This window comes from Cognatishimia coralii (genome assembly GCF_037478305.1).
Lineage (GTDB): Bacteria > Pseudomonadota > Alphaproteobacteria > Rhodobacterales > Rhodobacteraceae > Cognatishimia > Cognatishimia coralii.
Genome location: NZ_JBBGAZ010000001.1, coordinates 888,310 through 908,761, shown reverse-complemented (window position 1 = coordinate 908,761; position 20,452 = coordinate 888,310). Strand labels below are relative to the sequence as shown.

Genomic DNA, 20,452 nt, shown 5'->3' with positions numbered 1-20,452 from the left:
TTGCATCAATGGCCTAGGTGAATTTTGCCCGCAGTTTATGCGTTTGCATAACCGTTTTGCACCTAGTCGCCCAATAATAAGGCGAAGAGTGGCGCAATAACTTTCAAATCAGAAAGAGGCAGCGAATCATATTACCTAGAGATTTGCTGCTTCCTTCTCTCACTCAGGAGATTGCTCACTGCGGCCCTATGCAATTCCGCCTTTGATCATTCCCTGTGCAATGCGCGCATAGGCGTCCGCCATCGGTCCTTCTTTGGCGGCAATTGGCGTACCGCTGTCTCCGGCAAGTCGGGTTTCCAGATCAATTGGCAGGGCCCCCAATAGAGGTACGCCTAGTTTTTCCGCTTCAGCCGCAACTCCACCATGCCCAAAGATGTGTTCCTCGTGACCGCAGTTGCTGCAGATGTGGGTCGACATGTTCTCGACCATTCCCAAGACCGGTGTTTTGAGCGTCTGGAACATATCAATCGCCTTGCGCGCGTCTAAAAGAGCGACGTCCTGAGGTGTAGACACAAGGATCGCCCCACTGATCTTCGTCTTTTGACAAAGCGTCAATTGCACGTCGCCTGTGCCGGGCGGCAGGTCGACCAAAAGCACATCCAACTCGCCCCATTCCACTTGCCCCAACATCTGTTGCAGTGCCCCCATCAGCATTGGTCCACGCCAGACGACGGCCTTGTCCTCTTCGAGCATGAAGCCGATGGACATCAGGGTAACCCCATGAGATTTCAGGGGAATAATGGTTTTCCCATCTGGCGACGCGGGGCGTTTGTTGATGCCCATCATGCGCGGTTGGCTGGGGCCATAGATGTCTGCATCCAGCAGGCCAACCTTGCGACCCTGCTTCGCCAAGGCCACCGCCAGATTGCTTGAAACAGTTGATTTTCCGACGCCGCCTTTGCCAGATCCGATTGCAATAATGCTTTTGACACCTGGGACAGTCATCGGCCCTTGCTGTGGCTTCGGGTGACCTCCGACTTTAAGGCTCGGTGGCTGTTTTTCTACCGTCGGAGCCGTCAGAGCGACCGAGGCTTTGCTGACGCCGGGCAGGGCCTGCACCACGCGTTCGGCGGCTTGCCGCAGGGGCTCCATATGTTTGGCGATTTCAGGGGAGGGGGCTTCGATCACGAAGCGGACGGTGTCTCCGTCGATTGTCAACGCCCGCAGCATATCCCGGCTGACCAGAGTACCGCCGTCAGGCAAGCTCAATTGTTCCAATGCGGTTTTTACGTCGTCCTGCGAAACAGCCATCTGAATCTCCTTGTTCACCCTGCTCTAAGTCTTCTTACCTAGGGAGAACAAGGCCAATTGCCAGCAAAATCCCGGCGACAGGCTGTCTCACTGCTTAATCTTTGATCACAAACACAAAATTTACGAGCTATTCACTTTCTGCATGGCAGCATTGCGCAGGCGGATATTGTGCAGTCGCAGCATTCATCTATATTCAATCACAACAGAGCAACAACAAACCCTCTGGATTGTTATCGCTCACACCGCGAAGCGCGGTCACAGATATTGAATTCGAAGGGCTTCTCCTCCTCCCTAGCTCTTTGATGATTGCGGCGACACCCTCCTCCTCCCTGGTGTCGCCGCGCAAATTCCGGGCCTCGTGCCCAAGAGATTGCAAGGGCTCCGTTCCTCCTCCCTAGGGGCGCTTGCAACAAGACCGGCGGCTCCCTCCTCCTCCCTGGAGCCGCCGGACCAATTCCGGGCCGAGCGCCCACCGAGATACCGAAGGCCTCTTCTCCTCCCTATGGCCTAGGTAACCAAGAACGGCGGCACACTCCTCCTCCCTAGTGCCGCCGTTTTTGATTCTGGGGGTGGGGGATTTCAAAGCAGTCACGCGAAGCTGATCCCGCGCGAGGGGATTTCCCTATGCAGGCCAAAAATTAACCATATTCTGGTAGTGTAATCTGACCAAAAGAAGAGCAGTGCACGCGGGTATGAAGGTTTTTCGCTTTACATCCAAAATCCGGGACTGGCTCCGTGGCGGGCTAAGATCTCAGGAAAACGCAGCCCCCATACGCGGGGTGCGCACGCATGTGATTATTCTGGATGGCACCATGTCCTCGCTCGAAGAGGGGATGGAGACCAACGCGGGTCGCACGTATCAGCTTTTGTCTGAAAAGGGTGGAATCAGCCTGTTTTATGAGGCTGGATTGCAATTCACCAAATGGCACAATGCGCCGGATATTATGATGGGGCGCGGGATCAACCGTCAGATCCGACGTGCTTATGGGGTCTTGGCGTCGCGCTATCGACCCGGAGACCGAATCTTTCTGTTTGGCTATTCGCGGGGTGCCTTTGCGGTGCGCTCCTTGGCAGGCGTGATTGACCGAATTGGTTTGCTTCAGGCCCAGCATGCGACCGAACGCAACATACGTCAGGCCTATCGCCACTATGAAACGGACCCAAATGCTCCGGTCGTGGGTGAATTTGCCAAAGCATTCTGCCATGAGACCGTCGAGATTCAGATGATCGGTGTATGGGATACCGTGAAGGCTTTGGGCGTGCGTCTGCCTCTGGTCTGGAAACTTTCAGACCGTCAGCACGACTTTCACGACCACCGGCTTGGTCAGTCGGTGCGCAATGGGTTTCACGCATTGGCGCTCAACGAAACCAGATCCGTCTATGCGCCGGTCATGTGGTCCACTGAGAATGGCTGGCAGGGGAATGTGGAACAGGTATGGTTCCGGGGGACCCACGGAGATGTCGGTGGGCAAATCGATGGGATGAGCGACGTACGTCCTTTGGCCAATATTCCACTGGTTTGGATGCTTGAGAACGCAGAGCGCTGTGGTCTGGAGATGCCCGCGGGTTGGAAAGCGCGGTTTCCCATGGATGTAACCGCGCCTTCGATTGGCACTTGGCGGGGTTGGGGGAAATTGTTTCTTGCGCGTCACAGAAGGAAAGTAGGACAGGACGCGTCAGAACGTATTCATGATACGGTGCCCGAAAAGGTGAAGCGGCGCTGGCGGATTGTGCCAAGCCTATTGGTGAGGCGGTTCGGCTTTCATAACAATACAGGTGGTTGATCCGGTCGCGTAAAGCCGATCGTCCTCTTTGCCCCTGATTTCCCCAATGGCAACACCCGTGCTGCGACCTGCATGTTGAACAGTTCCGATGGCGCGCACTGGCGTATCAAGCGGAATGGGTTTGATGATGTTCACTTTGAATTCCAATGTGGTGTAGTAGCTGCCCTTGTCCAAGGTCGTCATAAAGGCACAGGCCATACAACTGTCCAACACGGTGCCATACCAGCCGCCATGCACGGTGCGCAGGGGGTTGGTCGCCTCAAATTGTGGACGGCCTTCAAACACCACACGGCCTTCTTCCACCTCGGCAACTCCGAAGTTCAGTGTGCGCCCAATCGGCGGCCCCGCGAGGGTTCCGTCTCGGACGCCTTGCATGAACTCTAACCCGGACATGGACAGCATGTCTTGGAACGTTGGGAGTTCGTCGATGGAATTTGCTATTTTGCGTTGTGACATGGCCGCCTCCTCACAGGGAGTAGGAGGCGGCCAAACAGCAGCGAATTCAATGCCCAGTTTGAATTACGCTACGTTCTGAAGTTTCACTTCGGGGGTGACGCCAATGGCGTGACAGATGTCGCGGGTCAGCTCTGGTGTGTTGAGCGTGTAGAAATGCAGCTTGTCGACGCCCTCATCGATTAGGGCAGAGCAGATTTCCGTGCAAAGTGCTGTGGCCAAAAGGTCCTCGCGCCCATCACGGATCGCTTTTTCAAAGGCGTCATCCAGCCATGCGGGGATGGAGGTGCCGCAGCGCAGTGCAAAGTTGCGCACGCCCTTCCAGTTCTCAATCGGCAGAATGCCCGGCGTAATCGGCGCATCGATACCCGCCTTCGCACAGGCGTCTCGGAACCGCAGGAAAGTTTCAGGTTCAAAGAAAAACTGCGTCAGAGCTTCCGAGGCCCCCGCGTCGATCTTGGCCTTAAGCCAATCGATATTGGCTTGCTGATCAGCCGCTTCCGGGTGGATCTCAGGGTAGGCACCTACGCGGATGTTGAAATCACCCGTATCGGCCAAAGCGCTGATCAATTCGACACTATTGGCAAAGCCTTCGGGATGCGGCGTGAACCCCGCGCTGCCTTTTGGCGGGTCGCCGCGCAGGGCGACGATGTCACTTACACCTGCTTTTGCGAACTCCTGCGCGATCCCGATGGTCTCTTCTCGGGTGGCGTCCACGCAGGTCAGATGCGCTGCGACTTTGAGGCCGCTGTGGTTGTGAATGGTTTCCACCGCTTCGCGCGTCAGGTCACGGGTGGTGCCGCCTGCACCGTAGGTGACCGAGACGAAGCGGGGAGCGAGAGGGGCCAGTGCCTGAACCGTGTCCCACAGCCGGAAAGACGCCTCCAGATTGCGGGGCGGGAAGAATTCAAAGGAAATATCAGGCGTGGTCATCGTATTAGTCCAATTTTTGCGTTGACCCCTTGTTGCACGTGCAGCATTGTGAGAAAACTTCATAATTCTCAACAAGAACATGAGTTCAACATGAAGATGCACATTGAATTCCGCCACCTTCGCACGGTTAAGGCGATCCACGAATGTGGGGGATTGGCCCGTGCGGCGGATCAATTGAATATCACCCAGTCCGCTTTGTCCCATCAGATCAAAGGTTTAGAAGATCAAGCGGGGATTGAACTCTTTGTGCGCCGTTCAAAACCTATGAAGCTGTCGGCGGCGGGGCAGCGCCTGTTGCGACTTGCGCAACAGGTTTTGCCCGAGGTTGAGGCCCTTGAAGAAGAGTTCATGGGGCTGCGCGACGGCAAGTCTGGCCGCCTGCACATTGCGATTGAATGCCACGCCTGTTTTGAGTGGCTCTTCCCGGTGCTTGAGACCTTCCGCAAGAGCTGGCCTGATGTGGACGTGGACATCCGCCCGGGGCTTGCCTTTGACGCCATGCCCGCGTTGCAAAAAGAAGACGTGGATCTTGTGGTGTCCTCTGATCCGGAAAACCTTCCGGGCGTCGAGTTCAAGCATCTCTTTGATTACAATCCGGTTTTTGTGGCGTCAGCCAATCACCCACTGGCGCAGAAAGACTGGGTGGACGCCGAGGATTTCCGCGGCGAAACCTTGATCACATACCCTGTGGAACGCAGCCGTTTGGATGTGTTCAGCCAGCTCTTGATGCCCGCCAAGGTCGAGCCAGACCGCGTGCGTCAAGCTGAGCTGACTGCCGTGATCCTCTTGCTTGTGGCGTCAAATCGCGGCGTCGCGGTGCTGCCGGATTGGGTGGTGCGCGAGGTGAAATACAACTCGGATTATGTGACCCGTCCGCTAACCGAACAGGGCGTCACACGCGGGCTCTATGCCGCTGTCAGAACGCCTGATCTTGAGAAACCTTTCATGACCGATTTGATCCGGCTTGCAGGCCAAGAGGCGCGGCGTCTGCAAGAGGCATAGAATACGCCCAAAACCCCCGGTTTCACCCTTGGCAAAGCCGCTTTTGCGGCGTATACGCGCGCTCTGATATCAAAGGAGCCGAGCCATGGCTGGCAGCGCAAATCTCAACATCATGATGAAAGCCGCACGTAAAGCGGCCCGCGGTCTGGTTAAGGACTTTGGCGAGGTTGAGAACCTGCAGGTCTCGGCGAAATCGGCAGGCGATTTTGTCAGCCGCGCGGATGTGCAGGCTGAGGCGGTTCTGAAAGAGGAACTCTTGGGCGCACGTCCGACCTATGGTTGGCTGGGTGAAGAGGGCGGTGGCCAGGACGGCAAGGATCCGACCCGTCGCTGGATCGTGGATCCTCTGGATGGCACCACGAACTTTCTGCACGGCATGCCGCATTGGGCGATTTCCATTGCGCTGGAGCATAAGGGCGAGATCGTTGCGGGTGTGGTCTATGACCCGGCCAAAGACGAGATGTTCTATGCAGAACGCGGCGAAGGCGCGTGGTTGAATGACAGCAAACGTCTGCGTGTGTCGAGCCGCCACCGGATGATCGAAAGCGTGTTTGCCACCGGTATTCCTTTTGCGGGCCGTCCTGAATTGCCAACGACCTTGCAAGATCTCGCGCGGATTATGCCGGCGTGCGCCGGTGTGCGTCGCTGGGGCTCTGCGGCTCTGGATTTGGCCTATGTGGCGGCGGGCCGCTATGAAGGCTATTGGGAGCGCGGGCTGAACGCTTGGGATCTGGCGGCTGGCATGTTGATCGTCAAAGAAGCCGGTGGTTTCGTTGAGGCGATGGACAAAGAAGATTCTGTGCTGGAAAGCGGCACCGTTCTGGCAGCGAATGAGCCGATCTTTGATCAATTCGCGAAGGTCATTCGCAACACTTAATTCCTGCAAATCTTGGTCGTAGCCTAACGGCGTCGACCAATCCTTGGCACGTTGCTCCTGTTTCGACCAACGGTTGGCACATTGCTGCGGCTTAGGCGGTATTCGGCCTCTGGATGGGGCGGGTGCCCTTCGGTTTTGCTCCAGTAGTCTGTGCCGCCCTTGCGCCGCCAAAGCGGCAGCGCCATGGCGAAGCCGATGATGAAGCCGCCTGCGTGGGCCCAATAGGCCACGCCTCCGGTTTCGGGGTCGACATTGACTCCATTCACCAGTTGAAGTGCAAACCACAGGCCCAGCATGACCCATGCGGGGATCGTGAAAATCCTGAAAAAGATGATCAAAATCAATAGGATATCGACTTTGGCGCGTGGGTAGAGCAAAAGGTATCCGCCCATGACAGCGGCAATGGCACCAGAGGCTCCGACCGTGGGGATCGTGCCCATGGGCTCTGATATCACCTGCGCGAGGCCTGCCCCAATGCCGCCTGCAAGGTAGAACAGCGTAAAAGGCACATGGCCCATGTCATCCTCTAGATTGTCTCCGAAAATCCAGAGGAACAGCATATTGCCCGCCAGATGCATAAAGCCGCCGTGCAGGAACATCGAGGTAAACAGCCCCTGCAGATCCTGCCCCTGGCTGATCCGCGCGGGGAACATAGCGTAGTCGGAATAAAACTGGTTCAGCCCGCGCCCATCAAGGCCAAAGCTGTAAAGAAACACCACGATATTAATGGCGATCAGGGCGTAGGTCACATAGGGCGTGCGCCCGGAGGGGTTGTGGTCACGTATCGGAAACATGTCTGATAGGTGACCACTTGGGTGCTCCAGGTCAAGTGGGGCTTAGGAGGCCCCACCCAAAAGTGCCGCGTTGCCGCCGGCGGCGGTTGTGTCGACACAGACGTGACGCTCGCCACGCACATAGCCTGCATCCGGTTGGCCGGTCAGCAGAGGCAGGATCGCACCATCGCGAGACGCCAGTGCCTGATCATAGGCGCGGGCCTGAGTTGCGTCGCCCCACCAGATTGCACCTGCGATGCCCTCAAGATGTGCGAGCTGTTGTGGGTCTACTTTCCGATCTACGATGACCGCACGGCCACCGGCTGCGACGACTGCGTCGCGTTGCGCTTCGGCGGTGGACTGGCCTGGTCCCAGGCACAGGAACGGGTCGCGCGCGAAATGCGCCAGACGGTTGGATTCACCGGTTGGGCCGGGCAGGGATGTCGTCACAGGCGCAGCACCAGCAGGGCAGTCGGCGATGGCTTGGGCCACTTTCGTGGCCTCGGCTGCGTCGGGCCATGTGGTGTCAACCGACGGGGTCTCCCGCTTTGCGAAACGCGAGAGGTACTGCGGGCCGCCTGCCTTAGGGCCTGTGCCGGACAGGCCTTCGCCGCCAAAGGGTTGGCTGCCGACGATCGCGCCGATCTGGTTGCGGTTCACATAGATGTTGCCCGCATGGATGCTTTCCGAGACATGCTGCACGCGGTCATCGATCCGGGTTTGCAGGCCGAAGGTCAGCCCATATCCGGTGGCATTGATCGCCGCGATGACCTTGTCCAGCTCGTTGGCTTTGAAGGTCGCCACATGCAGCACGGGGCCAAAGATCTCTTCCTTGAGGTCTTCGATACCGCCGACTTTGATCATGGTTGGTGCCAGGAAGTTGCCGGTGTTTGGTGTGTCCAGTTCGAACATAACGCGGCCTTCGGCGCGTGCAGCGGCGATATGGTCGTTGAAGCGTGCCTGAGCGGTCGCATCAATCAGCGGGCCGACATCGGTGGAATATTCCCAAGGATCGCCCATCTTCAGCTCTTTGGCAGCGCCTTTCAGCATATGCAGCAGATCGCTTGCGATGTCCTCTTGCACGTAGAGGCAGCGCAGGGCGGAGCAGCGTTGGCCAGCAGATTGGAGGGCGCTTTCGACGATGGCTGTCACGGCCTGTTCGGGCAGGGCGGTGGAGTCCACGATCATTGCGTTCAGACCGCCGGTTTCCGCGATCAGAGGCGCGCCTGGTGCAAGGTTGTCTGCCATGGTGCTGCGGATGCGTTTGGCTGTGGCGGTAGAGCCAGTGAAGCACACACCGTCGACACGTGGATCCGACGTCAGAGCCGCCCCGACATGGGCGCCAGAACCTGGCAAAAGTTGCAGAGCTTCGCGTGGGACACCTGCCTCATGCAGCAGTTTCACAGCTTCATAGGCGATCAGGGGCGTTTGATCCGCAGGCTTTGCGAGCACCGCGTTGCCTGCCGCCAGAGCCGCCGCGATCTGGCCGGTGAAGATCGCCAATGGGAAGTTCCAAGGGCTGATGCAGGTGAAAGTACCCGCCAGTGGCGTGGTTGGCGCATTGGCTCCGTAGTAGCGCAGGAAATCCACCGCTTCGCGCAGTTCTGCGATTTGGTCGAGCGGGGTTTTTCCTGCCTCGCGTGCCAGAAGGGCAAAGAAGGTGCCGACATTGGCCTCGTAGAGGTCAGCAGCTTTCGCAAGAACGGCTCCGCGGGTTTCGGCGTCCGCGTCCCATGGTTTGGCAGAGGTCAATGCGGTTTCGATGTCGGCGTCGCTGGCATGCGCGACCGTGCCTGCTGAATCCGCGGGCTGATAAGGGTTTTCCACGGGCTGCGCGTCTTTTGGTTGCGCTTTGCCCGCGATCAGAGGGCTTGCCGCCCAAGTGGTCTTGCGGAATGGCGCGCGGGTCTCTTCGAGACGCTCAATTGTTGGGATATCGCGCAGATCCATGCCCTTGGAGTTCGGGCGTTCGGGCTCAAATAGCTCGTCGCCGGTTGGCAGTTTCGGCAGCTCGTCTTTGATGGCCTCAAACGGATCACGCGCGACTACGGATGGCGGAACCTCTTCGTCCACGATCTGGTTCACGAAAGAGCTGTTCGCGCCGTTTTCCAGCAGACGACGCACGAGGTATGCCAAGAGATCACGGTGTGCGCCGACAGGGGCATAGATTCGGCAGCGGGTTTTATTTTCTTTTAGAACAACATCATGCAGCGCGTCGCCCATGCCGTGCAGGCGCTGGAATTCGAAGGTGTCGAAGTCTTCGGCCATGCCCAGAACGGCCGCAACCGTGTGTGCGTTATGCGTTGCGAACTGCGGATAGATCCGGTCGGTCATGCCCAAGAGTTTGCGCGCATTGGCGATATAGCTGACGTCGGTCGCGGCTTTGGCCGTGAATACAGGGAAGTCGTCCAGCCCCATCACCTGCGCGTTCTTGATTTCGGTATCCCAATAGGCGCCTTTCACCAGACGCACCATGATCTTGCGGTCCAGACGGGTCGCGAGTTCATAGAGGTAGTCCAGCGTATAGGCGGCGCGCTTGCCATAGGCCTGCACCACTACGCCAAAGCCGTCCCATTCCTTAAGAGCTGGATCAGCCAGAACCGCTTCGATCACATCCATAGACAGAGACAGACGGTCAGCCTCTTCGGCGTCGATATTAAGGCCCATGCCCGCAGATTTCGCCAAGAGTGCAAGGCCATGCAGGCGTGGCACCAGCTCGTCCATGACGCGGGCCTTTTGCGCGACTTCATAGCGGGGATGCAAAGCGGAAAGCTTCACCGAGATGCCCGGATTGTCGCGGATGTCGTCATTCGTACAGCCCGCCGCAATCGCAGAAATCGCGCGGGAGTAGGCGAGGTGATAACGCATTGCGTCGGCGTCGGTTTTCGCGGCTTCGCCGAGCATGTCGTAGGAATAGGAATAGCCTTGTGCTTCCATTTCCTGAGCGCGTTTCATCGCGGCTTCAATGGTTTCACCCAGAACGAACTGACGGCCCATTTCTTTCATCGCGCGGCCCACGGCTGTCCGGATGACAGGCTCACCCAAACGCTTGATCGCACCGCGCAAGGCGCTGATGACGCCGCTGTCGCCGTCGTCCAGAACCTTGCCTGTCAACATCAGCGCCCACGTGGACGCGTTCACCAGAGACGAGGTGGACTGCCCAAGGTGTTTGCCCCAATCAGACGGTGCGATTTTGTCTTCGATCAAAGCGTCGATGGTTTCAGCATCTGGCACACGCAGCAGCGCTTCGGCCAGACACATGAGCGCGACGCCTTCGTCGGTGGACAGGCCGTATTCCGCCAGGAACACTTCCATGAGACCCGGTTTCGAATTCCCACGGATCTGACGCACAAGATGTTCGGCCTGCTGGCCAATGGCAGCGCGGGCAGTGTCGTCAAGACCTGCTTGTTCGATAAGCTTGGCAAGAACCTCAGCCTCTGGGGCGTAGGTTTCTGTATCGATGGAACGGCGGGAATCTGTCATGAGGGCCTCCTTGGTGAATGGCCTATGATAGCAGCGATTCTAAGGTCGAATTTCCTGATTGGGTGTGATATGCGATGCAGATGGATCGAAATTTCGAGTATTTCTATGCAAAGTGAAAAACTGGACCTTGACGGTTTTGACCACAAAATCCTGCGCGTGCTGGCGCGCAACGGGCGGATCTCGATCACGGATCTGGCGCGCGAGATCGGCCTGTCCAAAAGTCCGACACAGGCGCGGGTGCGCCGTCTTGAGGGCGAGGGGGCGATCGTTGGCTATCGCGCGATGCTGGATCCGATCAAACTTGGGTTCAACCATGTGGCCTTTGTCGAGGTGAAACTCTCGGACACCAAGGAAAAGGCGCTGCAAGCGTTCAATGACGCGATTTCCAAAGTTCAGGAAATCGAGCAAGCCCATATGATTGCGAGCAATTTCGACTACCTGCTAAAAGTCCGCACCAGCGACATGGAGGCCTATCGGCGCGTGCTTGGGGAAAAGATTTCGGCGTTGCCCTATGTTTCCAGCACCTCAACCTTTGTCGCGATGGAGGCAGTCAAGGAAATCGGTCTCGGGAATGTGACTTGATCGGCGCGCGGTTTGCGCCATCCTTAGGTCATGCGCATTCTGCTGTCCGCCATATGTCTTTCGATCCCGCTTGCTGTGAATGCTTGCCCCGATGGGCCTGATCATACAGAGCAACTGGAGGCTTTGTTTGAAAGCGCTCGCATGGCGCCCAATGAGCGTGTGGCCGAGGAATTCTCTCAACAGATGTGGGAACTCTGGACGGAGGCTCCGGATGCGACAGCGCAGGCCTTGCTGGACCGCGGTATGGAGAAACGCGCGGGCTTCGATTTTCTTGGTGCGATCGAGGCCTTGAGCGAATTGGTTGATTACTGTCCGACCTATGCAGAGGGCTGGAACCAGCGCGCCTTCGTGCATTTCCTGCGCCAGGATTTCTCTGCTGCGCGTGATGATCTGGCCCAAGCCCGTGCTTTGAACCCGCGTCACGTTGGGGTTCTCACGGGGCAGGGGCTGACCTTTCTGGCCCTGGGGCAAGAGGCCGAAGCGCAGGACGCTTTGGCGGCAGCCGTCGAGCTGAACCCATGGGTGCAAGAACGCCATCTCTTACGCGCGCCGCACCCAAAGCCGGGCGAAGACCTTTAGGGCATAAATCCCCCTTTACACCCAGTCACTTGCCGCTATTGTCCGGCCTCACCAATCTGCGCCCTCGTGGTGGAATGGTAGACACAGGAGACTTAAAATCTCTAGGCCGTATAGGCCGTGCCGGTTCGAGTCCGGCCGAGGGTACCAAAGAAAAAGCAGGCTGCTGGGCCTGCTTTTTTGTTTCTTGTGAGAGGCTTGTCAGTCCCGCGTGCCAGCGAACTTCTCTTGCCACTCATCGCGCTCATCATCGGTGATCTTGCGGAAGGTCACTTCGGGAACGGTGAATGCGTGACCTGCTTGCAGAGCGGAAAGCGCGGCCGGAACATCGCTTGGCCATTCGGTGCCTTCGGCGTTCATGCTCTCTAGCAAAGAGGCAGAAGCATCGGGAATAAACGGCGCGGACAGCACCGCATAGAGCGGGATCAGGTTAAGCGCCAAACGGATCTGAACGGCGGCCTTGGCTGGGTCTTCTTTAAACGTCGACCATGGCGCGACGGTCTGCAGGTATTCATTACCCGCAACCCAAATCGCTCGCAGCTCTTGAGCGGATTTGCGGACTTCCATCGCGTCCATATGCGCCTGATAGGCGGATACCCTCGCCGAGATATCCTCGATCAGTGCCAGTTCTTCGGGGCCATAGTCGCCGCCTTCGGGCACCGCCTCGCTAAACTTAGAGCGGCAGAACTTGGTGACACGGCTGACAAAGTTGCCAAGTACGTCCGCGAGGTCTTTGTTGACTGAGCTCTGGAAATTCTCCCAGGTGAATTCGCTGTCGCTGCTTTCCGGTGCATGGCTCAAGAGCCACCAGCGCCAGTAGTCAGCAGGTAGTATCTCAAGCGCCTGATCCATAAACACACCGCGTCCGCGCGATGTGCTGAATTGGCCGCCATCATAGTTCAAGTAGTTGAAAGACTTGATGTAATCGACAAGCTTCCAAGGCTCGCCCGAGCCAAAGATCGTGACAGGGAAGGAGAGGGTGTGGAACGGCACGTTGTCCTTCCCCATGAACTGGGTGTAGGTCACATCTTCTGCGCCCTTGTCCGTGCGCCACCAGCGCGCCCAATCCTCGCCTTTGCCCGCATCGACCCATTCCTGAGCGCAGGCGATATATTCCACAGGCGCGTCAAACCAGACGTAAAAGACCTTGCCTTCCATGCCGGGCCAGTCTTCGTCGCCTTTTTTGACCGGTACACCCCAGTCCAGATCCCGCGTGATGCCGCGATCCTGCAGACCATCGCCGTCGTTCAGCCATTTCTTGGCAATCGAGGTGGTCAAAACCGGCCAGTCATGCTTGCTGTCGATCCACTCGCCCAGCTTTTCGCGCATTTCAGATTGGCGCAGATAGAGATGCTTGGTCTCACGTTCCTCCAGATCGGTGGAGCCTGAAATCGTGGAGTAGGGGTTTATCAGATCGGTGGGATCCAACTGCTTGGTGCAATTGTCACATTGGTCACCGCGCGCGGATTCAAAGCCACAATTCGGGCAGGTGCCCTCGATATAGCGATCCGGCAGGAAGCGCCCGTCCGCATTGGAATAGATCTGCGTCTCAGAAACTTCGCGGATCAGCCCGTTGTCCGCCAGTTGCCCCGCAAAATGCTGGGTCAGCTTCTGGTTCTGCTCTGACGATGACCGCCCGAAATGATCAAAAGACAGGCGGAACCCTTCGGCGATCTTGGCCTGAACCTCATGCATCTCGGCGCAATACTCGGCCACAGGTTTACCGGCTTTCGCCGCCGCCAGCTCCGCAGGTGTGCCATGCTCATCCGTCGCGCAAAGAAACAGAACCTCATGCCCGCGCGCGCGCTGATACCGCGCAAACAGATCCGCCGGCAGCTGACTTCCCACCAGATTGCCCAGATGCTTGATGCCGTTGATATAAGGAATGGCAGAGGTAATGAGGTGGCGCGCCATAAAGCTATCCTTCGTTCGTTCGCGAACTCCCTAACGCAAAGCCGCAGCCAGTTCCAGAGTGTCGCGCGGCTTTCATCTTGCCGAAAATACTCCGGGGGAATTGGCCGTCAGGCCAAGGGGGCAGCGCCCCTCATCCCTCGCGGTCTTCAGAGCGCTGCGTTCGCCCTGTGAGGCGACCGATAATGAAAGACGTGCGCGGTGCCCAGATGTAGCGTGTGCGCTCGTCCTCGGTAGGACGCGACCGCATGCGCCAGAGGCCGAAGGCGACAAGGAACCCGTGACCGACCGAGATCAGAACAAAGAGGGCAGAGGGGCCAAAGCCTGCGATCAACGTCGACGCCACATAGGGCGCAGCAATCGCGCCAACGGCAAAGAAAAACATGAGGCTTGCAGCGAGTTCGACCCGTTGATCATCACTGGCAAAGTCATTGGCGTGTGCGGAGGCGATGGAAAAGACGGGAAAGGTGACAAACCCAGCAAAAGCTCCGAGGATCAGCGTCATGGCCGGTGGCCCTCCGAGGGTCGCCGTTGCGGCGCAGGCCACGATAGACCCCGCCGAGATCCAGATCAGAACCCAACGCCGGTCGTATTTGTCTGCAAGCCAACCCATCGGCAATTGCGCGAGCGCGCCGCCTGCTACGAAGGACGCAAGGAACCAACCGATTTGGGCCTGCGATAGCCCGATCTCTTGGCCATAGACCGGACCCACCATGCGAAAGCTGGCCGAGGTGATGCCCGCAACGATCACGCCCGCCACCGCAAGGGGGGAGCTGATGAGCGCCAGTTGCGGCCTCAGGCGAGGGGTCTCGGGCATAGAGGGCTGGCTGGCTTTGGTCAAAGTTAGTGGAATGATCGCTGCGCAACAGACCAAGGCAAGGATGTTGTAGGAGACATAAGAGGCTGGTTCTAAAACAGAAATCACCATTTGCGCCGCCAGTGAGGCACCCATGTCGACAACGCGATAAGTGCCCATGGCGCGGCCACGGATGTCATTGGTCAGCTTGGCATGGAGCCAGGCCTCAATCACCGTATAGCTTCCCGCAATACAGAACCCAGCGGCGATCCGCATAATCGCCCAGGCGATGGGGTCGATGATCAGGAAGTGCATCAAGAGGCCAATGGCGCCGATGGCCGTAAAGACCGCGAAGGCGCGCGAGTGGCCGACGTCTCCCATCAAACGGGGGGCCCACCAGCAACCAATAAAGAAGCCTAGGTAGTGCGCCGAGCCCAAGAGGCCGATTTCTGCGGTGGTGAATCCCAGTGCGATGCCGCTGAGCGCGTCTAGCGGACCAACCCCGCCGTTTGAGAGTTGCAGCAGGATGACCGAAAGGAAGAGAGCGGAGAAGGAAATGAAGAGGCGCATAACATCTTTAGGATAGACGCCTTCGAAACAACCGTCGCTTGTGTTTATTCGACCTTCTCGAGGTCGTTTTTCACCTTTGTTGTGTCAGTCGCGATTTTCTTGCGCTGCGCCAGCGCAAAGCCACGTGCGCCCATCGTCACAGGCCAGTCTTTGACCGGTGCGGTCCGGGCGCGCAGCCGCTTCAGATCCCAGTTGTTCAAACCCCGCGTGTGGCGCGGCTCCATCTGCCAGCGGCTTTCGACGCCCGCAGCACCGCCATCGCCGGGGGTCAGGATCAACCCCAAAGGCAGACGCCCCGCCGCCGCGCCACCCTGTTCGGCGGCCAGATGCAAGCGCCGCACGGGTGTCAGCGCGGGAATGCCCGGCAGATCCCCAATCGCAAGAGGGACTTCGCCACTGCGCAAGACTTCTTCCAAGGTCCAGAGCACATCCTCCGCCCGCGTGGGGGACAGAAAGGTCACGCGCCCCGGATGCAGCAGATGTTTGATCCCCTGCGGATAAAGCTGCTCTACCGTCCAGGGCGGAGAGATCCAGAACACTGGCCCCTGCATCCGGCTGGCCACCCAAAGCGCCAGGGATCGGCGCGCGGATCCACAGGCCTCATGCAGCCGCCCCAGCCTGAGGGCGATATCCGGCGCAAGGGTTAATTCCGGCACAGGGCGTTCGCGGCCGCGTTTGAGAGGGTGAGTCGACATGCTCAAAAATTACAATGTTCTTATTTTGTTCTCAATGTGATTTTGCACCAACCCGATCTTTGCGCGAAAACTTGCAGTCAAGCGGTTGCGCAAACGGTGCAAAGCCATAGCTATGTCTCAAGCAACTCCGAAAAGGGCAGGGACATGAAACGCAATCCACTTGGACAAACAGATATCACGGTCTCGGCCCTGAGCCTTGGGACCATGACCTTTGGCACGCAGACGCCCAAGGATGACGCCTTCCAGCAGATGGATATGGCGCTGGAGGCCGGGATCGATTTTTGGGACACCGCCGAGATGTATCCTGTCAATCCGATTGCCGTCGAGCACACCGGACGGTCTGAGGAATTCCTTGGCGATTGGTTTGAGAAAACTGGCCGCCGCAATGAGGTCGTGCTGGCAACCAAACACTCGGGCGCGGGGCTTAAAATCTGGCGCGACGGCGCGCCGATTTCTTCACAAACTATTCCAGAAGCGATCGAAGGCTCGCTGAAGCGGCTGAAAACAGACTACATCGACCTCTATCAATTCCACTGGCCCAACCGCGGCAGCTATATGTTCCGTCAGAACTGGACCTATGACCCCTCGGGACAGAACAAGGCCGAGACGCTGGCGCATATGGAAGACGCGCTTGAGGCTTTGCAGAAAGAGGTCGCCAAGGGTCGCATCCGCGCCTTTGGGCTGTCCAACGAAAGCGCCTGGGGTACGGCGCAATGGCTGCGGATCTCTGAGGACAAAGGCCTGCCACGTGTGGCCAGTGTTCAGAACGAATACTCCATGATGTGCCGCATGTATGACACTGATCTTGCAGAGCTTTCTGTGAATGAAAACGTCGGCCTTATGGCCTTTTCGCCGCTGGCGACTGGGTATCTGACGGGCAAGTACCGCGATGGCGCGGTTCCAAAGGGCTCTCGAATGGACATCAATGGCAACCTGGGCGGACGTGTGTCAGATCGCGCGCCGGCAGCTGTGGAGGCCTATATGGCGGTGGCTCAGAAACACGGGTTGGATTTGGTGCATATGTCGCTGGCCTGGTGTATGCAGCGGCCCTTTATGATGTCGGCTATCTTTGGGGCAACCAATGTCAATCAGCTCGCCCATATCATTGCGGGCAAGGATCTTGTCTTGAGCCCTGAGGTGATGAAGGATATTGACGCCGCACATCGCGCGCACCCAATGCCCTATTAAAGCGCGCGCGAAGCGGGGGGATATATGAACGACGAAATCTTGGCCGAAGTCGGGGCCTCTGTGCCGCGCCGCTGGTTGGCTGTGGCGATGCAGGGCCTCTTGGGCTTTATTCTGGTCTATGTGGCGATGAACACGCCGCCTAGCTTTGGCTGGCAGATCTTCCTCGTGGTTTTGGGGTTTGGATCGCTTGGCATGGCGTTCCGTACCTTCCGCGCCACGCGGGATCGGATCATTCTGACCCGCGAGGGGCTGACCTCCAGCACCGGCGAAGAGATTATGCCGCTCGATGTAATCAAGAAAGTCGAACGCGGAGTATTCGCGCTGAAGCCGTCCAATGGCTTCATGCTGATTGCCCACTCAAAGGCCGAAACCGCGCGCTGGGCGCCGGGCCTTTGGTGGCGATTTGGACGCCGTGTCGGGGTTGGGGGCGTTGCTCCAGGGCATCAGACCAAAGCCATGGCGCAGATCATCGAAGCGCTTTTGGTCGAGCGCGGGCAACTCGAAGACTAGCTCTGGAACACCAACTGCGGCGCATAGCGGGGGCGGGTGAAGACGAAGGTGTCGATTGCGACCTCTCCGATGCCGACGTTCAGACGCGGTGTGTAGTCGTTCAGAGTTTCCACCAGGATCAGATCATCACTTTCTGACATTACCGGAAGCAGTGGCTCAAGCGCTGTCATATCTGAGGTCTGCAGGGCGACCAATTCGTCCCCACGGGCTTCGGACCAATCGACCTCATAGGCATTGAGGGCTGAATTCCAGCTGATCACACTCACGCGCAGAGAGCTTGCGGACCGAGAGTTTGCCAATTCGTCAAACAGGGCCCGTGTGTTGGTGATATATTGCGCCGTGACCGCGTTGGTTTCGCGTGACAGCATGTCACTGATGGTAAAGGCGGCTTTCTCGGCCAAGGACCGAGTGCGATAGGCGTCAAAGAAGGTTGCAACGGCCGCGAAAGACCAGAACAGCAGCGGTAGGATCAGGACCATCTCGACCGAGACAACACCTCTTGTGTCATCGCGGAAATTCTTGAGTGATCTCAGTATCTTTTGCGCAAACATTAGCGTGGCTCCTGCACAAAGGCGGTCATGGCGATCAGGCGGGCGTCCCCTGACTCATCCAGAGTGAGTTCATTGGTGAACCATGTGCTTGGAAAGATCGGTTCGTATTTGGCGCATGCGCGCAGGATCATGAGTTCGTTGTCCATCCCAAAGCTCAGGTTCGCCATAGGCTGTACTTCTAGGGCACGATCTGTGCAGGAGACTTCGGTAGGTAGAGCTTGCCAGTTGCGGATGTCGCGACGCACCATTTCCAACTGCAGATTTTCCATGCAATCCGGCACAACCTCTTGGGCGCAAATCATCTGTTTGAGCTCATTGTGGGTCGGCGCCGCACCTGTATTCAGGCGGATCCAGCGGACGGTTTGATCCAAGCCGCGTTCCAGCATCGTATTGCGGATCGACATCATGCCGACTTCGACAGCGGCCATCATGAAGAAGATGAAGATCGGCACCAGTAGGGCGAATTCGACGACAGCGTTGCCGTCCTCATCGCGCTTAAAGCGGCGCAGAAATGATGTCGTGCGGCGGATCATTGGGTCAGCCTTAGCTGGCGAATGGATGAGGCGATGGCCGAGAATGCATCACTGATTTCAAGGCCTTGCACGTCAAAGTAATGGCTGTCCGAGCTGGCGCAGTCTTTCAGGACTGCTTGACCGGAAGAGGGGGCTTCAAAGCCGATGGTAAAGACCACGATCCCTTCATCCTTGGCTTCGTCACAAATGTCCTTGGTGCGGTTGTTCTTCTCGGTGCTACCGACCGCGTCAAAGACGCCATCATACCAGTCCGCTTGTGCGTCCCAATAGTACATCCATGGCTCATAGTGGTGCTCGACGTTGTGTTCAATCGAGGTATAGGCCCAGAGGTCTGCATAGCTCAGGACTTCGGCGGAGCCGGGTTCGTTGACGGTGACCACCTTCTTAATCTTGCGATACCGACGGCAGGATCCGTTGCGGCGATAGGAGCGGCATTTCCACGTTACCTGAGTTTCCTCATAGGTACCCTCGCCATAGGCGTGGTCACGCCAAGCATCCAGATGCGGCCAATAGTACATCGGCTCTTCGGTGTTGCCGTCGTTGTCCTCATCGCCTGTGTCCTGTCCGATATAGACCGAATACTTCTCTTCTTGGTCGTTCCACCAGATGTTGGACTCACCCTCGCGGTAGTCCGGTTCAATGTAGTATTGCGACGTGTTCTGACCGTCGGTCATCAGAACGATGACCTTGAGCGTCTGGCCCGCGTCAAAGGAATAGGGGCGTTCAACAAAATCACCAGGGATGGCACCTGCTGTGATCAGATTGCCGATCGCGGGCTGCAACGATGGATCCAACAGAACGGTGCCCCATTTCATGCCAACGTCAATGGAGGTGTTCCCTCCGGCCCACATTGAGTCGACGAAGGTTTTCAGCGCGTTTGCATCGTTTTGCAGAACTTGAATTTGGCGGCTTGCATCGGTGTCGGGTTCACAGACCGGGCTGCTGACCAAGCGCTTTGGATCATAGGGACGTCCGTCATAATCGCTCCATGGGCTGAAATGCATGGTGCGCTGCAGGGTCTCGGTGAAATCCAATCCCGTCTCTTCATAGTCTGCGGCGCTAAAGTTGACGCAGTTCGAGTAGCTGTGCTCACTTGTGACATTCAGCTCTGCCATGAGATTGCTGGGGGCAGAGACCTGTGTGGCATAAGGAACGATAGAGATCGACAGTTTGCCGGGTTCTGTTGTGGTTGTGAGTGTGTCGATAAAGTCTTTGGCCGCGATTTTGAGGTTGGTCAGGCGAGAGTTCCAGCCCATGGAGCCTGAGACGTCCAGAACCAAGGAAATCTCAACGCCACCGATGCGCTCTTCCGCAGCGCTGGCGGCGGACATTGCAAGCGAACTGACGCCAGCCAGATTCATGAACTGCGTGTCCATCGAGGTATCGGCGGTGGCTGTCACAGATTTATATCCAAGCCCTTCGTCCACGGTGACATCACCCAGGTGATCACTCATGTCGGCTTTGGCAAAATAGTCCTGGATGACATCCTGCGCGGGAAGGTCCTGATCCAATGAGGCCGCCGCAAGCACGGCGCGGTCCAGAGTATCCTGCAGCTTCGTTCGGCGCATTTCGGCGTGCATAAAGTCGACACCAATGCCGCCCACCAAAAGCATAACCAGAAAGACAATGATCCCGAAAAAGATCATGCTTCCGCTTTCGTCACGCTGAAACTGCTTGGCAAAGCGCCGAAGTCTGTTCACGTCGTTGTTTTTTCCAAAAACACGCATCGTGTCCTCACTGGTTCACGGGTACGCTGTTCTGGCAATCGCGCCAGATACACTCCCTCACAAACCTCATTGATGCTGGAATCGGGCTGAAATAAGGCAGTCTTCGCCCAATTCTGTGGCCTTTGCTTTTAAGCTTCTGGGGTAAAGTTGGGCACGCTAGCGCAAACATTCAGCATGCTGCGCGGCAGCAAATTTACTGCCCTTAAGAAAGTTTTCATTTTGACTAAAATTTGTGCAAAATTTGGACCGGATCGGAC

At 57.5% G+C, this 20,452-nt stretch carries 18 protein-coding genes and 1 tRNA gene; 8 read left to right on the top strand and 11 right to left on the bottom strand.

Annotated elements, in window-relative coordinates; all coding sequences use genetic code 11:
• Positions 1-186 precede the first annotated feature (186 nt).
• Positions 187-1,251: an Mrp/NBP35 family ATP-binding protein gene (locus WG622_RS04600; RefSeq protein ID WP_339402494.1), complete on the bottom strand. Its 1,065-nt coding sequence runs from the start codon at positions 1,249-1,251 to the stop codon at positions 187-189.
• 692 nt (positions 1,252-1,943) lie between these two features.
• Here WG622_RS04600 and WG622_RS04595 point away from each other — a divergent pair.
• The gene (locus tag WG622_RS04595; RefSeq protein ID WP_339402493.1) at positions 1,944-3,035 is read left to right on the top strand and encodes a T6SS phospholipase effector Tle1-like catalytic domain-containing protein; all 1,092 of its coding nucleotides are present in this window, start codon (positions 1,944-1,946) and stop codon (positions 3,033-3,035) included.
• Here WG622_RS04595 and WG622_RS04590 read toward each other — a convergent pair.
• The gene (locus tag WG622_RS04590) at positions 2,991-3,491 is read right to left on the bottom strand and encodes a PaaI family thioesterase (protein WP_339402492.1); all 501 of its coding nucleotides are present in this window, start codon (positions 3,489-3,491) and stop codon (positions 2,991-2,993) included. The two genes, WG622_RS04595 and WG622_RS04590, sit on opposite strands and share 45 nt — an antisense overlap.
• Positions 3,492-3,554: 63 nt before the next feature.
• Positions 3,555-4,421: a methylenetetrahydrofolate reductase [NAD(P)H] gene (gene metF / locus WG622_RS04585; RefSeq protein WP_339402491.1), complete on the bottom strand. Its 867-nt coding sequence runs from the start codon at positions 4,419-4,421 to the stop codon at positions 3,555-3,557.
• Between the two features lie 96 nt (positions 4,422-4,517).
• Here metF and WG622_RS04580 point away from each other — a divergent pair, with 96 nt between their 5' ends.
• Both WG622_RS04580 and WG622_RS04575 read left to right on the top strand, forming a co-directional pair.
• The gene (locus WG622_RS04580; RefSeq protein WP_339402695.1) at positions 4,518-5,423 is read left to right on the top strand and encodes a LysR family transcriptional regulator; all 906 of its coding nucleotides are present in this window, start codon (positions 4,518-4,520) and stop codon (positions 5,421-5,423) included.
• 85 nt (positions 5,424-5,508) lie between these two features.
• Positions 5,509-6,300 (top strand): inositol monophosphatase family protein, encoded by a 792-nt coding sequence (locus tag WG622_RS04575; RefSeq protein ID WP_209356700.1) that lies wholly within the window; start codon positions 5,509-5,511, stop codon positions 6,298-6,300.
• A 23-nt stretch (positions 6,301-6,323) separates the two neighbouring features.
• Here WG622_RS04575 and WG622_RS04570 read toward each other — a convergent pair whose 3' ends face one another.
• Together WG622_RS04570 and putA are read right to left on the bottom strand one after the other, a co-directional pair.
• A complete protein-coding gene (locus WG622_RS04570; RefSeq protein ID WP_339402490.1) occupies positions 6,324-7,094 on the bottom strand; it encodes a rhomboid family intramembrane serine protease in 771 nt (256 codons plus the stop codon).
• A 42-nt stretch (positions 7,095-7,136) separates the two neighbouring features.
• Entirely contained in the window at positions 7,137-10,556 is a 3,420-nt protein-coding gene (gene putA / locus WG622_RS04565; protein ID WP_339402489.1) for a bifunctional proline dehydrogenase/L-glutamate gamma-semialdehyde dehydrogenase PutA, read from the bottom strand.
• A gap of 105 nt (positions 10,557-10,661) precedes the next feature.
• On the opposite strand from putA, the gene WG622_RS04560 reads away from it, so the two are divergent.
• The 3 genes from WG622_RS04560 to WG622_RS04550 all read left to right on the top strand — a co-directional run bounded on the left by WG622_RS04560 (position 10,662) and on the right by WG622_RS04550 (position 11,864).
• Positions 10,662-11,138 (top strand): Lrp/AsnC family transcriptional regulator, encoded by a 477-nt coding sequence (locus WG622_RS04560; RefSeq protein ID WP_339402488.1) that lies wholly within the window; start codon positions 10,662-10,664, stop codon positions 11,136-11,138.
• A 30-nt stretch (positions 11,139-11,168) separates the two neighbouring features.
• Positions 11,169-11,717, top strand: coding sequence for a tetratricopeptide repeat protein (locus WG622_RS04555; protein ID WP_339402487.1), 549 nt, complete (start codon positions 11,169-11,171; stop codon positions 11,715-11,717).
• A gap of 60 nt (positions 11,718-11,777) precedes the next feature.
• Positions 11,778-11,864: transfer RNA gene (locus WG622_RS04550), tRNA-Leu, on the top strand.
• Between the two features lie 51 nt (positions 11,865-11,915).
• Here the strand turns inward: WG622_RS04550 and metG are convergent.
• The 3 genes from metG to WG622_RS04535 form a co-directional block, all read right to left on the bottom strand.
• Positions 11,916-13,628: a methionine--tRNA ligase gene (metG, locus tag WG622_RS04545; RefSeq protein ID WP_339402486.1), complete on the bottom strand. Its 1,713-nt coding sequence runs from the start codon at positions 13,626-13,628 to the stop codon at positions 11,916-11,918.
• Positions 13,629-13,758: 130 nt separating this feature from the next.
• A complete protein-coding gene (locus tag WG622_RS04540; RefSeq protein ID WP_339402485.1) occupies positions 13,759-14,991 on the bottom strand; it encodes an MFS transporter in 1,233 nt (410 codons plus the stop codon).
• Positions 14,992-15,035: 44 nt separating this feature from the next.
• Complete coding sequence (locus tag WG622_RS04535) at positions 15,036-15,686, bottom strand: ImuA family protein (RefSeq protein ID WP_339402484.1); 651 nt, start codon at positions 15,684-15,686, stop codon at positions 15,036-15,038.
• 144 nt (positions 15,687-15,830) lie between these two features.
• Between WG622_RS04535 and WG622_RS04530 the strand changes: the two genes are divergently transcribed.
• Both WG622_RS04530 and WG622_RS04525 read left to right on the top strand, forming a co-directional pair.
• Complete coding sequence (locus WG622_RS04530; protein ID WP_339402483.1) at positions 15,831-16,874, top strand: aldo/keto reductase; 1,044 nt, start codon at positions 15,831-15,833, stop codon at positions 16,872-16,874.
• A gap of 24 nt (positions 16,875-16,898) precedes the next feature.
• On the top strand, positions 16,899-17,384 hold the full coding sequence (locus WG622_RS04525) for a hypothetical protein (protein ID WP_339402482.1): 486 nt from the start codon (positions 16,899-16,901) through the stop codon (positions 17,382-17,384).
• On the opposite strand, the gene WG622_RS04520 is transcribed toward WG622_RS04525, so the two are convergent.
• The 3 genes from WG622_RS04520 to WG622_RS04510 are packed head-to-tail and all read right to left on the bottom strand — an operon-like array spanning position 17,381 to position 20,195.
• Positions 17,381-17,935: a TadE/TadG family type IV pilus assembly protein gene (locus WG622_RS04520; protein WP_339402481.1), complete on the bottom strand. Its 555-nt coding sequence runs from the start codon at positions 17,933-17,935 to the stop codon at positions 17,381-17,383. The genes WG622_RS04525 and WG622_RS04520 overlap by 4 nt on opposite strands.
• Complete coding sequence (locus WG622_RS04515) at positions 17,935-18,468, bottom strand: TadE/TadG family type IV pilus assembly protein (protein ID WP_209356689.1); 534 nt, start codon at positions 18,466-18,468, stop codon at positions 17,935-17,937. The genes WG622_RS04520 and WG622_RS04515 overlap by 1 nt, the downstream gene beginning before the upstream one ends.
• Positions 18,465-20,195, bottom strand: coding sequence for a TadE/TadG family type IV pilus assembly protein (locus tag WG622_RS04510; protein ID WP_339402480.1), 1,731 nt, complete (start codon positions 20,193-20,195; stop codon positions 18,465-18,467). Before WG622_RS04510 ends, WG622_RS04515 begins: the two co-directional genes overlap by 4 nt.
• Between the last annotated feature and the right edge of the window lie 257 nt (positions 20,196-20,452).

Coding starts and splice junctions, on each gene's coding strand:
- WG622_RS04600 (WP_339402494.1), bottom strand. CDS start 1,251: ATGGCTGTTTCGCAGGACGACGTAAAAACCGCATTGGAACAATTGAGC.
- WG622_RS04595 (WP_339402493.1), top strand. CDS start 1,944: ATGAAGGTTTTTCGCTTTACATCCAAAATCCGGGACTGGCTCCGTGGC.
- WG622_RS04590 (WP_339402492.1), bottom strand. CDS start 3,491: ATGTCACAACGCAAAATAGCAAATTCCATCGACGAACTCCCAACGTTC.
- metF (WP_339402491.1), bottom strand. CDS start 4,421: ATGACCACGCCTGATATTTCCTTTGAATTCTTCCCGCCCCGCAATCTG.
- WG622_RS04580 (WP_339402695.1), top strand. CDS start 4,518: ATGCACATTGAATTCCGCCACCTTCGCACGGTTAAGGCGATCCACGAA.
- WG622_RS04575 (WP_209356700.1), top strand. CDS start 5,509: ATGGCTGGCAGCGCAAATCTCAACATCATGATGAAAGCCGCACGTAAA.
- WG622_RS04570 (WP_339402490.1), bottom strand. CDS start 7,094: ATGTTTCCGATACGTGACCACAACCCCTCCGGGCGCACGCCCTATGTG.
- putA (WP_339402489.1), bottom strand. CDS start 10,556: ATGACAGATTCCCGCCGTTCCATCGATACAGAAACCTACGCCCCAGAG.
- WG622_RS04560 (WP_339402488.1), top strand. CDS start 10,662: ATGCAAAGTGAAAAACTGGACCTTGACGGTTTTGACCACAAAATCCTG.
- WG622_RS04555 (WP_339402487.1), top strand. CDS start 11,169: ATGCGCATTCTGCTGTCCGCCATATGTCTTTCGATCCCGCTTGCTGTG.
- metG (WP_339402486.1), bottom strand. CDS start 13,628: ATGGCGCGCCACCTCATTACCTCTGCCATTCCTTATATCAACGGCATC.
- WG622_RS04540 (WP_339402485.1), bottom strand. CDS start 14,991: ATGCGCCTCTTCATTTCCTTCTCCGCTCTCTTCCTTTCGGTCATCCTG.
- WG622_RS04535 (WP_339402484.1), bottom strand. CDS start 15,686: ATGTCGACTCACCCTCTCAAACGCGGCCGCGAACGCCCTGTGCCGGAA.
- WG622_RS04530 (WP_339402483.1), top strand. CDS start 15,831: ATGAAACGCAATCCACTTGGACAAACAGATATCACGGTCTCGGCCCTG.
- WG622_RS04525 (WP_339402482.1), top strand. CDS start 16,899: ATGAACGACGAAATCTTGGCCGAAGTCGGGGCCTCTGTGCCGCGCCGC.
- WG622_RS04520 (WP_339402481.1), bottom strand. CDS start 17,935: ATGTTTGCGCAAAAGATACTGAGATCACTCAAGAATTTCCGCGATGAC.
- WG622_RS04515 (WP_209356689.1), bottom strand. CDS start 18,468: ATGATCCGCCGCACGACATCATTTCTGCGCCGCTTTAAGCGCGATGAG.
- WG622_RS04510 (WP_339402480.1), bottom strand. CDS start 20,195: ATGCGTGTTTTTGGAAAAAACAACGACGTGAACAGACTTCGGCGCTTT.